This is a genomic window from Bradyrhizobium sp. 27S5 (assembly GCF_037217225.1).
Taxonomy (GTDB): Bacteria; Pseudomonadota; Alphaproteobacteria; order Rhizobiales; family Xanthobacteraceae; genus Bradyrhizobium; species Bradyrhizobium septentrionale.
This window is the reverse complement of record NZ_CP147714.1, coordinates 721,074-734,931: the sequence shown is the minus strand read 5'-3', so window position 1 is coordinate 734,931 and position 13,858 is coordinate 721,074. Positions and strand designations below refer to the sequence as shown.

The 13,858-nt window shown below is 62.7% G+C and carries 14 protein-coding genes; 8 read left to right on the top strand and 6 right to left on the bottom strand.

From position 1 onward, the window contains the following. The first annotated feature begins 143 nt into the window (after positions 1 to 143). The 6 genes from WDM24_RS03530 (at position 144) to WDM24_RS03505 (ending at position 6,797) form a co-directional block, all read left to right on the top strand. Entirely contained in the window at positions 144 to 1,202 is a 1,059-nt protein-coding gene (locus WDM24_RS03530; RefSeq protein WP_338832570.1) for a ligase-associated DNA damage response exonuclease, read from the top strand. Further along, positions 1,199 to 3,004: a cisplatin damage response ATP-dependent DNA ligase gene (locus tag WDM24_RS03525; RefSeq protein ID WP_338830482.1), complete on the top strand. Its 1,806-nt coding sequence runs from the start codon at positions 1,199 to 1,201 to the stop codon at positions 3,002 to 3,004. The genes WDM24_RS03530 and WDM24_RS03525 overlap by 4 nt, the downstream gene beginning before the upstream one ends. 96 nt (positions 3,005 to 3,100) lie before the next feature. Continuing rightward, on the top strand, positions 3,101 to 3,406 hold the full coding sequence (locus tag WDM24_RS03520) for a DUF6460 domain-containing protein (RefSeq protein ID WP_338830481.1): 306 nt from the start codon (positions 3,101 to 3,103) through the stop codon (positions 3,404 to 3,406). Between the two features lie 22 nt (positions 3,407 to 3,428). Then, on the top strand, positions 3,429 to 4,163 hold the full coding sequence (locus WDM24_RS03515; protein WP_338830480.1) for an MBL fold metallo-hydrolase: 735 nt from the start codon (positions 3,429 to 3,431) through the stop codon (positions 4,161 to 4,163). A 120-nt stretch (positions 4,164 to 4,283) separates the two neighbouring features. Continuing rightward, positions 4,284 to 5,609 (top strand): MATE family efflux transporter, encoded by a 1,326-nt coding sequence (locus WDM24_RS03510; RefSeq protein ID WP_338830479.1) that lies wholly within the window; start codon positions 4,284 to 4,286, stop codon positions 5,607 to 5,609. Between the two features lie 153 nt (positions 5,610 to 5,762). Further along, positions 5,763 to 6,797 (top strand): IS110 family transposase, encoded by a 1,035-nt coding sequence (locus WDM24_RS03505; protein WP_338830478.1) that lies wholly within the window; start codon positions 5,763 to 5,765, stop codon positions 6,795 to 6,797. A 406-nt stretch (positions 6,798 to 7,203) separates the two neighbouring features. Here the strand turns inward: WDM24_RS03505 and WDM24_RS03500 are convergent, their stop codons facing one another. Both WDM24_RS03500 and WDM24_RS03495 read right to left on the bottom strand, forming a co-directional pair. Then, positions 7,204 to 8,301, bottom strand: a complete 1,098-nt coding sequence (locus WDM24_RS03500) for a quinone-dependent dihydroorotate dehydrogenase (RefSeq protein ID WP_338830477.1) — start codon at positions 8,299 to 8,301, stop codon at positions 7,204 to 7,206. Continuing rightward, positions 8,298 to 8,642 (bottom strand): DUF952 domain-containing protein, encoded by a 345-nt coding sequence (locus tag WDM24_RS03495; RefSeq protein WP_026191943.1) that lies wholly within the window; start codon positions 8,640 to 8,642, stop codon positions 8,298 to 8,300. Before WDM24_RS03495 ends, WDM24_RS03500 begins: the two co-directional genes overlap by 4 nt. 297 nt (positions 8,643 to 8,939) lie before the next feature. On the opposite strand from WDM24_RS03495, the gene WDM24_RS03490 reads away from it, so the two are divergent. Next, the gene (locus tag WDM24_RS03490) at positions 8,940 to 9,095 is read left to right on the top strand and encodes a hypothetical protein (RefSeq protein WP_338830476.1); all 156 of its coding nucleotides are present in this window, start codon (positions 8,940 to 8,942) and stop codon (positions 9,093 to 9,095) included. Here WDM24_RS03490 and WDM24_RS03485 read toward each other — a convergent pair. From WDM24_RS03485 to WDM24_RS03475, 3 genes are all read right to left on the bottom strand, one after another. Further along, the gene (locus WDM24_RS03485; protein ID WP_338830474.1) at positions 9,092 to 9,985 is read right to left on the bottom strand and encodes a hypothetical protein; all 894 of its coding nucleotides are present in this window, start codon (positions 9,983 to 9,985) and stop codon (positions 9,092 to 9,094) included. The genes WDM24_RS03490 and WDM24_RS03485 overlap by 4 nt on opposite strands. A gap of 104 nt (positions 9,986 to 10,089) precedes the next feature. Further along, entirely contained in the window at positions 10,090 to 10,734 is a 645-nt protein-coding gene (locus WDM24_RS03480; RefSeq protein ID WP_338830473.1) for an NYN domain-containing protein, read from the bottom strand. A 158-nt stretch (positions 10,735 to 10,892) separates the two neighbouring features. Next, positions 10,893 to 11,828: an IS1595 family transposase gene (locus tag WDM24_RS03475; protein ID WP_338830472.1), complete on the bottom strand. Its 936-nt coding sequence runs from the start codon at positions 11,826 to 11,828 to the stop codon at positions 10,893 to 10,895. 100 nt (positions 11,829 to 11,928) lie between these two features. Between WDM24_RS03475 and WDM24_RS03470 the strand changes: the two genes are divergently transcribed. Further along, the gene (locus WDM24_RS03470; protein ID WP_029077857.1) at positions 11,929 to 12,582 is read left to right on the top strand and encodes a S24 family peptidase; all 654 of its coding nucleotides are present in this window, start codon (positions 11,929 to 11,931) and stop codon (positions 12,580 to 12,582) included. Positions 12,583 to 12,780: 198 nt separating this feature from the next. On the opposite strand, the gene WDM24_RS03465 is transcribed toward WDM24_RS03470, so the two are convergent. Beyond that, entirely contained in the window at positions 12,781 to 13,566 is a 786-nt protein-coding gene (locus tag WDM24_RS03465; RefSeq protein WP_224741343.1) for a class II aldolase/adducin family protein, read from the bottom strand. Positions 13,567 to 13,858 lie beyond the last annotated feature (292 nt).

The following is a 13,858-nucleotide window of genomic DNA, read 5'->3' as shown; positions in this document are numbered from 1 at the left end:
TAACGAACCGATCTTGTCTTAAGGAACCGATCTGGCCTGTTACGGCCATCCATCAAAGCACGGACTCTTTCCGGAGATGGACGCGCCGGTCAAGCCCGCGCATGACGGCTAAACATCAGGGATCGAGCGCCTATATAGGGGCAATGCGCCCGCAAGACATCCTGATGCCCGTCCCGGCCGGGCTTTGCTGCAAGCCCGGCGGCTTCCACATCGATCCTGTCAGGCCGGTCGAACGTGCCCTGATTACGCATGGCCATTCCGACCATGCGCGAGCCGGTCATGGCGCGGTGCTCGCGACCCGGGAAACGCTCGACATGATGCGGCTGCGCTATGGCGAGAATTTCGCCGGCTCGACGCAGGCCGTCGCCTACGGCGAAGAGATCAGGCTCGGCGACGTCACGGTGACGTTTCATCCCGCCGGCCATGTGCTGGGCTCCGCCCAGATCGCAGTCACTTGCAAGGACACCCGCATTGTCGCCTCCGGCGACTACAAGGATGCGCGCGATCCGACCTGCGCCCCGTTCGAGCTCGTGCCGTGCGACGTCTTCATATCGGAGGCGACCTTTGGCCTGCCGGTGTTCCGCCATGGCGATGCGGCCGGCGAAGTGAACAAGCTGCTGGCATCGGTCAAACTATTTCCGGAGCGCGCGCACCTGGTCGGCGCCTATTCGCTGGGTAAGGCGCAGCGCGTGATCGCGCTGTTGCGCGAGGCTGGTTACGACGCGCCGATCTATCTGCACGGCGCGATGGAGAAGATCACATACTATTATCAAGAGCGCGGCATTGCGCTCGGCGAGCTCCGGCCGGCGCGCGGCATGAAGAAGGCCGAGCTGGCCGGCACCATCACGCTGGCGCCGCCGAGCGCGACATCCGACGTCTGGACCCGGCGCTTTCCCGATCCGGTCACGGCCTTTGCGTCGGGCTGGATGCGCGTGCGCGCCCGGGCCCGGCAGGGCGGCATCGAGCTGCCGCTGGTGATATCAGATCATGCCGACTGGGACGGGCTGACGGCGACGATCGCCGCGACCGGCGCCGGCGAGATCTGGGTCACCCACGGCCAGGAAGACGCGCTGGTGCATTGGTGCAAGAGCAAGGGCCTTGCCGCGCGGCCGCTCGATCTGGTCGGCTATGGCGACGAGGATGAGGGCGACACGGCGGCGGTCACCGGCGAGGCCCAGCCCGCCGGCGAGGCCGAAACATGAATCGCTTTGCCCAACTGCTCGATCGCCTCGCCTACGAGCCCGGCCGCAACAACAAGATCAAGCTGCTGGTCGCCTATTTCCGCGAGACCGAGGACCCCGACCGCGGCTACGCGCTGGCGGCGCTGACCGGTGCGCTGTCGTTCAAGCACGCCAAGCCGGGATTGATCCGCGATTTGATCACCGAACGCGCGGACCCGGTGCTGTTCGACTACTCCTATGATTACGTCGGCGATCTCTCCGAGACCGTCGCGCTGATGTGGCCGAAGGCTTCCCCCTCTCCCGCTTGCGGGGGAGGGTCGGGGTGGGGGTCTCTCCACGCGATCGACAAGCGGAGAAAGCCCCCACCCGGATCGGCCGACCGCGCTGGCGCGCCGTCCGCCGATCCGACCTCCCCCGCAAGCGGGATAGGTGAAGAAGGCCGCAAGTCCAGCCTCCACAACAACCCGCCTCCGCCGACGCTGACTGATGTCGTCACCACGCTGCGCACGCTCGGCAAGGCTGAATTGCCGGCGCAGCTGGCGCGCTGGCTGGACGAGCTCGACGAGACCGGGCGCTGGGCGCTGTTAAAACTCGTCACCGGCGCGATGCGGATCGGGATCTCGGCGCGGCTGGCGAAGACCGCCGCGGCTGCGCTCGGGACTAAGGATCCGCACGAGATCGAGCTGATGTGGCCCGGCCTGTCGCCGCCCTATCTCGACCTGTTCGCCTGGCTTGAGGGCCGCGGCGACAAGCCTGTCAACCGCGACCCGACGCCGTTCCGTCCAGTGATGCTGGCGCATGCGATCGAGGATGCGGATTTCGCCAATCTCGACGCCGCCGATTTCAGCGCGGAATGGAAGTGGGACGGCATCCGCGTGCAGGCTGTCGCCGGCCGCGATGCGCGCGGTCACATCCAGGCGCGGCTCTATTCGCGCAGCGGTGAGGACATCACCGGCAGCTTCCCCGACCTCGTCCCGTCGCTGCATCTGCCCGGTGCAATCGACGGAGAACTGCTGGTGCTGCGCGAAAACCGCGTGCAGACCTTCAACGTGCTGCAGCAGCGGCTGAACCGGAAGGTGGTTTCGCCGAAGCTGATCAAGGAGTTTCCGATCCATCTGCGCGCCTACGACCTGCTCAGCGACGACGAGAACGATCTGCGCGAGCTGCCCTTCACCGAGCGCCGCGCGCATCTCGAAAGATTCGTCGCCAAGCTGAACGATCCGCGTATCGACCTGTCGCCGACCGTTCCGTTCGCGAGCTGGGAAGAGCTGGCCGCGGCGCGCGCCGATCCGAAAAGCGCCGGCGCCGGCGACGATGCCGATGCGGTCGAAGGCGTGATGCTGAAGCGGCGCGACGCGCCCTATCTGCCCGGACGGCCGAAAGGCCCGTGGTGGAAGTGGAAGCGCGATCCGCACATCATCGACGCGGTGCTGATGTATGCCCAGCGCGGCCATGGCAAGCGCTCGTCCTATTATTCCGACTACACGTTCGGGGTCTGGACCCGGGGCGATAACGGCGACGAGCTCGTGCCGGTCGGCAAGGCCTATTTCGGCTTCACCGACGAGGAGCTGCTGCAGATCGACCGCTTCGTCCGCCGCAACACCACCGAGAAGTTCGGTCCGGTGCGGCATGTCGTGCATGAGCCGGATCAGGGGCTGGTGCTCGAAGTCGCGTTCGAGGGCTTGCAGCGCTCGCCGCGTCACAAATCCGGCGTCGCGATGCGCTTTCCCCGGATCAGCCGCCTGCGCTGGGACAAGCCGCCGCGCGAGGCCGACCGGCTGGAGACACTTGAACGGTTGTTAATGACCATGACAGCGAATTAATTCCGCAGTTGCAGGGCAGCCATTGATCGCCGCTCACGGATTTCCCATGTGCTGCGCCGTGACCTATAATGCGAACGATTCCGCCAGGAGACAGAGATGCCAGACAACATCCGGGACTTGCCGGCCGGCCGGAGTGACGGCCTGTACCGCTTTCTCGGCGGATCGCCGCTCGCGGTGGCGTTCCGGCTGATCCTGCTTTCGATCCTGGTCGGCGTCGTGCTCGCCGCGATCGGCCTCGATCCCTGGAATATTCTCTACAGCATCCGCAGGCTGTTCCAGAGCCTCTGGGATTTCGGCTTCGACGCGATCAACTGGGCCTGGCGTTACTTCCTGCTCGGCGCGGTGATCGTGATCCCGATCTGGCTGTTGTCGCGGCTGTTCGGCGCGCCGCGCGGCCGCTGATCCCAAGGAGAGCTCGCAGCCGATGCAATTGCGATTTGTCGGCTGCGGCGATGCATTCGGCTCCGGAGGCCGCTTCAACACCTGTTTCCATGTCAACGGCGAACGCACCAATTTCCTGATCGACTGCGGCGCCTCGTCGCTCCCGGCGATGAAGCAGCTTGAGATCGACCGCGAGGCGATCGATCTGATCCTGATCACCCATTTCCACGGCGATCATTTTGCCGGCCTGCCGTTCTTCCTGCTCGACGCGCAGTTCTCCCGCCGCACAAGGCCGCTCGTCATCGCCGGGCCCGAAGGGATCGAAACCAAACTGCCTGCGGTGATGGAGGTGATGTTCGAGCATTCCTCCAAAACCAGGCAGCGCTTCGATCTGTCCGTCGTCACGCTCGCACCAAAGGAGCGGCGCAGTTTTGGCGAGGTGACCATGGCGCCCTACCCGGTCGTGCATGGCGAATCCGGCGGGCCGCACCTCGCCTATCGCATCGAGGCGGAAGGCCGCGTCATCAGCTACAGCGCCGACACCGAGTGGACCGACGCGCTGATCCCGGCCGCGCAGGGCGCCGACCTCTTCATTGCCGAAGCCTATACCTACGACAAGATGGTCAAGAACCATCTCAGCCTGAAGACGCTGGAACGGCATTTGCCCGCCATCAACGCGAAGCGCGTGGTGCTGACCCATATGAGCGACGACATGCTGGGCCGCGTTGGCGACCTGCCCTACACGGCGGCGAGCGACGGCATGGTAGTCGTATTCTGACCACGCGATTGCTCTGTCGGCCGCTCAGCCCCCATGCCACCGCATTGCTCTGAGAACAATTCGAGCATGGCTGTGCAACGGATGACGGGATAGAAACGTAAATTCCTCGCAACTGTAGCCATGCACGCACCCATCCACCCAAAGATCACGACGCGCCAGGTATTCGCCATCGCCGGACCCGCGATGGTCGCCAACCTGACCACGCCGCTGATCGGCATCGTCTCGACCACCGCGATCGGCCGGCTCGACGATGCCGCATTGCTCGGTGGCGTGGCGATGGCCTCGGTGATCTTCGACTGCCTGTTCTGGCTGTTCGCCTTCCTGCGCATGAGCACGCTGGCCTTTACCGCGCAGGCGCAGGGCGCCGGCGAGATCAAGGAATATGCCGCGATCCTGGTGCGCGGCTTCATCGTCGCCGGCCTGATCGGGGCTGCGCTGATCGCGCTGCAGGTGCCGCTCGCCACGGTCACGTTCCAGCTGATGGGCGGCAGCGAGGGCGTCACGCACGCGGCCAAGACCTATTTCATGATCCGGATCTGGTCTGCGCCGCTGGCGCTGGCCAATTACGTCATCCTCGGCTGGCTGGTCGGGCAGGCGCGCGCCAATCTCGCGCTCGTCCTACAGATCGTGGTCAATCTCATCAACGTGGCCGCCACCGTGCTGCTGGTGCAGGTCTACGCCGCAGGCATCGCGGGCGCCGCGATCGCCGCCGTGCTGGCCGAGGGTACAGGCTTTGCAGCCGGCATCGTCGCGGCCTGGCGGATCGCCGAGAGCGGCTTCGCTGTTCCCGCGGCCACGCTGTTCGATCGCACCAAGCTGATGCGCATGCTGGCGGTGAACCGCGACATCATGGTCCGCACCGCGGCGCTGATCATCGTGTTCCTGTTCTTCACCGCCAAGGGCGCGCGCGAAGGCGACGTGACGCTGGCGGCGAATTCGGTGCTGAACAATTTCCTGCTGGTGAGCGCCTTCTTCCTCGACGGGCTCGCCAACGCCGCCCAGCAGCTGTGCGGCCGCGCGTTCGGCGCGCGCGATGCGCGAGGTTTCGCCGATTCGACCCGGCTGGTGCTGCTGTGGGGTTTGGGCTTTGCGCTGGTCGTATCGGTGCTGTTTGCGCTGTTCGGACCTGCGCTGATCAATCTGATGACGACCAGCGACGACGTGCGCCGCTATGCGCGCGACTTCCTGGTGTTCGTGATCCTGGCACCTCTGCCCGGTGTGTTCGCGTTCGGCTTCGACGGCATCTATGTCGGCGCCACCTGGGCGCGCGAGATGCGCAATTTGATGCTGGCCTCGCTCGCGATCTTCCTTGCGGCCTGGTGGGCACTCAGCTCGTTCGGCAACACCGGACTGTGGATCGCGTTGCTCGGCTTCTACGTCGCACGCGGCGGCCTGCAGGGCCTGCGCTATTCGGCGTTACTCAGGAAGACGTTCAAGGCTGCGTAGATGGGGTAACGGGCCGGCCGCCCGCTCGCTACGGCGCGATTTGGAAGCGCGCTCGCGAGCGGCCTGTTGGTTGGAAGGCGGTCGTCCCTCAAACTGATGGTGTCAATAAACGGAGTCGGGCAAGCCCGCTCCAAGCATCATTAAGGGACGACCATGTACCACTATGCAGGAATCGACGTGTCTTTGGAATGCTCGAGCGTCTGCCTTGTCGATGGGACAGGTAAGATTTTGCGCGAGGCGAGGGTTGCGAGTGAGCCGGAGGCCTTGATCACCTGGTTGCGGTCGCTGGGGTTGGTGCTGGAACGGATCGGGCTGGAGGCTGGTCCGCTGTCGCAATGGCTCTACGCAGCGATGCGGGATGCGGGCCTGGCAGTCGAACTGTTGGAGACGCGGCACGTCCGCGATGCCTTCAAGGCGATGCCGGTGAAGTCGGACCGCAACGATGCCCGCGGGATCGCGCAACCGATGCGGCTGGGCTGGTTCCGGCCGGTGCACTGCAAGTCGATCGAAGCGCAGGAGACGCGGGCGGTTCTGACGGCACGCAAGCTGCTGCAGTCCAAGCTGCGCGACATCGAGAACAGCCTGCGCGGCGTGCTCCGCGGCTTCGGTCTGAAGGTCGGCACGACCACCGAGCGCACGTTCGCCGAACGCATCCGGGAGCTCGTAGCGGGCCATCCCGGACTTGAGATCGTGGCACAGGCGCTGCTCGAAGCCCACGCCGTGCTGCGGCGCGAGTTCAATGGCCTGGATAAGCACACCCAAAAGCTCGCCAGGTCGCACCCTCAAGCCCGCCTCCTGATGACGACACCGTCCGTCGGCCCGATCGTGGCGCTTACCTACGCCGCGGCGGTCGACGACCCGAAGCGCTTCCGGTCCTCGAAGGCGACGGGAGCGCATTTTGGCCTCACCCCGAAGAAGTACCAATCGGGCGAAACCGACTATACCGGCCGCATCAGCAAGATCGGCGATGCCTCCGTGCGCGAGGCGCTCTATCAGGCGGCTCACGTCATGCTGACCAAGCCGGTCAGGAACTGCTCGGCGCTGAAAGGCTGGGCGATGCGGATCGCCCGGCGCGCAGGCCTGCGCAAGGCCAAGGTGGCGCTCGCACGCAAGCTCGCCGTCGTTCTGCATCGCATGCTCGCCGACGCCAAACCGTTCAACCCGATGGCCAAGGCCTCGGCAACCTAAGCAAGGAGCAGCAATCGGTTCTGGGCGGGCCACGACACCAGGCTCTCCCTGAGCGAGGTCCCTGCGCCGGGACGATGGATCCGGTCAGGCCGCCATCCGGGAAGTGGCTCACAACCACGCTTCCGTAGATTGGCCGGCCGGCTCCTCAATGCACCCCATCAGGCGACGGCCTTCGCGCCGATCCCGTACAGAAGCAAGTGCCCGGCGAGTGGATCACGCAAAAAGGGATTGACTTACAAAGGCCCGTTACAGAAGCCCGGATGAAGCCTCTCGTGTCCCGGACGCGGTGCGGCACGAAGTGACGCGTCGCAGAGCCGGGACCTATGTCAACCATGGGCCCCGGACCAGCAGCGCACCACGCCGCAAGTGCGGCGCGCTGCACCGCATCCGGGGCATGAGAGGGTGGTTACCTCACCGGCCAATCCTCGGCCGTGATGGTCGCGGCATCGACGCCGACGATTTCCGACAGCGAGTCGCGGCCGGTGCGCAGCAAGGTCGAGGACAGATCAAGCTTGATGTCCTCGACCAGGCCGATGCCCTTGTAGACCAGCGAGGAATAGAGCTGGATCAGGCTGGCGCCGGCGCGGATCTTGGTCAGCGCGGCGCCGCCGGAGTCAATGCCGCCGACGCCGATCAGCGGAAATGCGCCTTCGACACGGACATAGGTCTCGGCCACCATCCGCGTCGACAGGCGGAACAGCGGACGGCCCGACAGGCCGCCCTGCTCCTTGGCGCGGTTCTCCTCGCGCAAGGTCGAGGGACGCGCCAGCGTGGTGTTGGCGACGATCATGCCATCGACGCGCCGCGAGCGGGCGATGTGCACGACGTCGTCGAGCTCCGCGAGGCTCAGATCCGGCGCGATCTTCAGCAGGACCGGCGAATCGCCGGCGTTCTTGCGCACGCGCTCGCGGGTGTCGATAACCCGCGCCAGCAAATCGTCGAGCGCCGCCGATTGCTGCAGGTTGCGCAGGCCCGGCGTGTTCGGCGAGGAGACGTTGACGGTGAAATAGCTCGCGACCGGGGCAAACGTCTCGATCAGCTTCACGTAGTCGGCGACACGGTCGGACGAATCCTTGTTGGCCCCGACATTGACCCCGATGATGCCGCCGCCGGCGGCGCGCGCGGCGAGCCGCCGCAACACGGCCTCCGCGCCGTCATTGTTGAAGCCCATGCGGTTGATCACGGCCTCGTCGCGCTCTAGGCGAAACAGCCGCGGCCGCGGATTGCCCGCTTGCGGCTTCGGCGTCACCGAGCCGATCTCGACAAAGCCGAAGCCGAGCCGCAGCAGCGCGTCGGGCACTTCCGCGCTCTTGTCGAAGCCCGCGGCCATGCCGATCGGGTTCGGAAAGTTCAGCCCGAAGGCGCGCACCGCGAGCTTGGGATCATCCGCCCGCTGCCGGATCGGCGGCAGCAGCTTCAGGCCCTGGATCGCCATGCGATGGGCATCTTCGGGATCGAACCAGCGCAGCAGCGGCAGCGAGAAAGCGTCGAAGGCACGGATCACGGCTTGAGCTCCGGAACGTCGTGGCCGCCGTCGGAGCGCGCGCGCAGGTCGAGGATTTCGGTGACCGCGCCGAGGTCAAGCTCGCCATAGAGATGCGGGAACAGCTCGTCGTTGCGCGACCGCTCCCAGCGCAGGGCATCGCCAAGCGCATCAGCATCGACCGCGACCAGGAACAGGCCGGTTTGCCCGTGGTAGTGCTTGCGCGCGGTCTCGGCCACCTGGGAGGCGGTTGAAAAATGGATGAAGCCGTCGCGTTGGTCGTCCGCACTGCCCCGGTACACGCCCTGCCGCTCGGCCTCACGCCAGGCCGAAGCGGGGGTGATTTTGTAGATCATAGGCACGGGCCGGCGCTCCCTTTGTCCTTGAATCTCTTGGGGTTTTATCCGGATTTGATGGGGATGGCCCCAGACGCCACCGGGCGAGCGAGGGACCGTATCGGCGGCAGCGGCGCAACTCAAGCGGCGCCGCGACACAGAACACGGCAGATTTGCGAAATTCGCGAGTTTCAGGCAATAATTCGCACTTATATACTTGACAAAAGTGCAATTATTCCTAGGTTACAGCCATTGAGCCGAAAGCTCAATTGGCGCGCCCCGGATGGCATTTAGGTTGAGTGTGCAAGTGCACTGAGAGGGACAGTGCAGAACAAAGAGAGAGAAGAACTAGAAGCTTGGCAGGAATTGGCTGCGGAAACGATCCGCAACCTAGGTAGCCTGTTGGAGCAAGCCCAAGCGGTGTTTAAACGCGCTGATGACCGCCTACGAGAATTGCAGGCGGACGACCAGGATGACTAACTTACCCTCCCCAATTTGGATTCGGCGGTAAGTTCAAAGTCACCAATGAATGGTGAGCGATGAGCCGCCGCAACGTCGGGCCCGCACCAATCCGAGACTGGTAATGATGTCTGGAAAACCCATAGGTTCGCAATACCTCTACCGCGCCCTATGTCCTTTTCGATTTCAGCCGTCGCAAAACTGGCGAGGTTGTTGCTCATATCTCTTTGAATCGAGATTGTTGCAAATGTCCCGTCGCCTAGGTCGACTTTTCTGCCGTGCATTACGACCAATGCAAATATGGATAGCGCTGGCCTAACTCGCTTGAGCGCCATCTTTTCGGATGCCTTTATCAGACCCTTCTTTTGAAGGGCCCGACAGAAGTCTTCGAACAGGACAAAATCGGTAAAAAATGGGCCACCTCTAATAAATGAGGCTACAAAGCTAACGACTTCAAATTCTTCTTTGGTTTCGGCGGCCAACTTGCTCAAACGACCTACGCTGACCGGGACAAGGCGACCTAGCACACGTTCCAAGATGACTTCGGCTTGCGCTCGCTTCATCCCAAGAGCCTGCAAGAGAGCAGTCTTCCGTATGCGACGGAGGTTAGTGCGAAGAATATCGGGAACAGAAGATGATATTGTGCGCGTGATGATTCGATTTCTCGCCAACGGCACGCGAAACCGCATAAATGACATGGTGTCGTTTACTTCACGCCACACGATGCCCTGTGTGCGGACCAGCGGATGCGCAATAAAGTTGCCGATCTCGCTGACTGTACCGCTGCCGCCTGATTCATCTCTCATTTCGAATATGAGATCGTGAAAATCGCTACTCCGCACGTCGCCGTTGAGCAGCCGCTCAACTTTTCCTCGCAAACCGGTGCTAATTATGAAGCGACCGCCAGACATTGAAGCTACCAAAAAATTGATGGGAGCACTCGTGCGTATGAAGCCAAAGCCGCACGAGGAAATGAAGGTTGGGAAGAAAAAGAAAGCTAAGGCTAAGAAGAAAGCTAAGAGTTAGGTGCGGCATACTCGTTTGGCATTGAGCACACTATGTTTTGTTGCGCGTCCATGACGACGCGCGGCAACCTGCAATTCTGAATCATTCCAGAGCTTAGCTCAGATCTATCGGTGATAAGATCGCCAAGCTCTCTGGCTTGCTGCATCCTTCCCGGAGGGGCCAGCCAAGTTATGTCTTTGTTGGGAAATTCGCGTTTGACCATTTCGACCGCTGGAATTTGGTCGGTGTCCGCCGTTAGCAGGATCATGCGTTCAAACGTGCCCTTGAAGGCGTCCGCAACGATTTGAACGCCAATCGCAACATCAGTTTGCTTTTCCTCCCGGAAGGGGCAATGGCGGTCGTGTTGCGAACAGTGTCGTGATGCTTTTTTGAAATTGCCATGGCTAATTTTTACGCCCTTGGCGGCCAGCGCCATCAGGTAAGTCTGATGGCGGGTCCGCTTGGGTGCATTCCAATCAACTACGGTTGTGAAGAAGTGCACCTTCTCCAAGGCCTCGCCATCCCGAAGCAGCTTGGTTCCAAGGGTAAACAAATTTAACCATTTGAGATGGGGCCGCTTAAGATCGTGAATCGCGTGGTAGAGGTTGAAGCCGTCTATATAAATGGCAACCTTCTTAGGTTCCGGCGTTGACATCTTAAGCGATTCGCCTATTTTACAGGGGTAATTCACCCGGCGCTAAAACCGCCGGAAAAAGGGGCTAAACCCGCAGGGGTTGGCCCCTTTATCTTTTCTCAACCGAGCGTTTACGCCAAGCCCTAAAGCGTTTGGCGGCCTGTTTTTTGTGAACGATCTTAATTAGTCGGCCGGTACGTCAGGCGCTTGCCCTCGATACCCTTGAGAGCAATGGCCGTCCGTTCCCCATCGGAAACGCCAAGCCCGGAACGGTTGTTGTGGCGGAATTCGAATTCGGCAAGATAGCGCTTCAAATGCTGTTCGCCGCAGAACGTGTAAGTGCCACGCATGCCGCGTTTGAAGATGCCAAAGAAATTCTCAATGTTGTTCGTGGTGTAGCCCGCTTCATTGACGTAGGTCAGCGTAGAGTGTTTCACCTTCTGGTGGTTGCCGAACTCCTTGCCGAGAACCTTGTAAAGCTGGCTTTCGTCCGTAACGAGCGTGGCCTTACGTTCAACGTTCGTGAAGAGGATTTCCTGAATCCTTTCCGCCGTTGCGGTCTTGTCGATATGGAACGTGCGCACCGTGCCGGTGTTCTCGTCCACCAGCGCAAAGATTGAAGCCTTGTTCTTGAGGCCCTTCTTGTAGCCCTTGGCGCGCTTCGATGTATTGAGGTGATACGTCTCATCGGCCTGCACGGCACCACCAAGCGTGCCCATGGGACCGGGCTTGAGATCGGTCATGGCTTCGCGCAGGCGGTGCATCATGAACCACGCGGTCTTGTAAGTGACGCCGATGCTGCGATGGATTTCGTGAGCCGAAACGCCGTTCTTGCCTGAGTTCATCATGTGCGCAGCCGTCCACCACTTGGTGAGGGGCACCTTGGAGCGCTCAAACACTGTGCCGACCGTGACGGTGAACTGACCATTGCATTCGTTGCAGTAGTACAGACCGGGACGATGGGACTGCTTCTTGCCTTCTACCTTGGCTATTTTGTCCTGATCGGAGTTGCCGCAATGAGGGCAGATGGGGCCATCGGGCCAGCGCACAGCCTCAAGGGCTTCGCGGGCCTTATCCTCGTCCTGAAACATGGGGTCTTGGAATGTGGCGGTCATGGAATTGCTCCGGCAATCCATGTATCATAGGACTATATGCACTTTTGTCAAGTATATAAGTGCGCAATAATTCCTAGGACAGCACCCGGGGATGTCCTCGATGGCCAAACAGCCCAAAGCCGCCCGACCGCTGACCCACGCTCAGGTCTGGGCCGCGCTCGACCGGCTCGCCGAACGCGCCGGCCTGTCGCCGTCCGGCCTTGCCAAGCAGTCCGGCCTCGATCCCACCACCTTCAACAAGTCCAAGCGCGTGACCGGCGACGGGCGCGAGCGCTGGCCGTCGACCGAATCGCTCTCCAAGGCGCTGGCGGCGAGCAATGCCAGCATGGAGACCTTCGTGCAGTTGCTCGGCGATGGCCCGCGCGGCGGCCAGTCGGTGCCGTTGATCGGCTTCGCCCAGGCCGGCGCCGGCGGCTTTTTCGACGATAGCGGTTTTCCCGCCGGCAAGGGCTGGGATGAAGTGGCGCTGCCGGCCACCACCGACGAGCACGCCTATGCGCTGGAGATCGAGGGCGACTCGATGAAGCCCGCCTATCGCGAAGGTGACATCATCGTGGTGTCACCCGCGACCGCGATCCGCCGCGGCGACCGCGTCGTGGTGCGCACGACCGGCGGCGAGGTGATGGTGAAGGAGTTGAGGCGCCGCACCGCCAAGGTGCTGGAACTCGCGTCGCTCAATCCGGAGCACCCCGACCGCATGCTCGACGCCGAAGAGGTGGTGTGGATCGCACGCATCGTGTGGGCAAGTCAGTAGCTGGGCGGGTCGATCACCGCATAACAAGTGTCGTCCCGGCGAAAGCCGGGACCCATAGCCACCGCCGTTCGATTTGTAGCGAGTTGGGCCACAGCTGGCTTCGACAACATGCCCCTGTGGTAATGGGTCCCGGCTCCCGTGCGCAATTGCGCACTAGGCCGGGACGACGGCGGAGGTTGGAGAGCCGTCCGAGCTCCCTTACGTCGCGTAGTCCGGCTCCTTGCGGTCCAGCATCCGCTTCAGCGCATCGAAATGCCGCTGCGCCGGGGTCGGGCCGTTGTAGAGATGGTCGTCGCGGAAATCGCGCTTGGTCTTCTCGACCACGTGCTGCGGCAATTGCTTGAGTGGCTGCTGGGTCCACATCGCGTAGATCTGCACCTGCGCGGCGCGCTCGATATAATAGAGCCGGTCATAGGCGTCGGCGACGGTCGCGCCGACGGTCGAGATGCCGTGATTGGCCATGAACAGGATGGTCTTGTTGCCGATCACCCTGGCGAGCCGCGCACCTTCCTCGGGATCAAGCGCGGGGCCGGTGTAGAGATCGTCATAGGCAATCGCCTCCGACAGCCCGACCTCGGTCTGCCCGATCTCCTTGATGCGCGGATCCTCGAGCCGGGTCAGCGCGCTCGCATAGGGCATGTGGGTGTGGAATACCGCCTTGGCCTGCGGCAGCGCCTTGTGGATCGGCGCATGGATGCAATAGCAGGAGCGCTCGACCTCGCCCTGGCCGCGCTTCACCTCGGCATCGTCGATGCCGACCTCCATGAAGGATGACGCAGTGACCTCCGACCAATGCATGCCGAACGGGATCTGATAGTAGCGGTCGGTTCGGCCGGGCACCACCAAGGTGAGATGGTTGAAGATGCCTTCCGAAAAGCCGTGGTTGAAGGCGAGCCGGTGCGCCGCCGCGAGATCGACCCGCGCTTGCCATTCCTCGGCGCTCGAACTGTCCTGCAGCGATGTCGGCGAAACCCTGAACTGCATCCGCATGCTCCCATCTGTGCCGGCCTCTCGGCGGAGGCCGTGCTCATTTTATGGGACGGAGTGTAGCGCAATCCGGCGCAACCTCGGCTGAAATTGCCGGGGATCAGCCATCCGCATTTTGCGGGCTTGTCGTCTGTGGCGGCCGCAATCATCGCTGTCGTCCCGGCCTTGAGCCGGGACCCATAACCACGAATGGTCGTACGTTACGAGCTTGGGCCTCAGCCTACGCTACCGTCTCGCAGCTGTGGTTATGGGTCCCTGCTCCCGTGCGCAATTGCGCACTAGGCAGGGA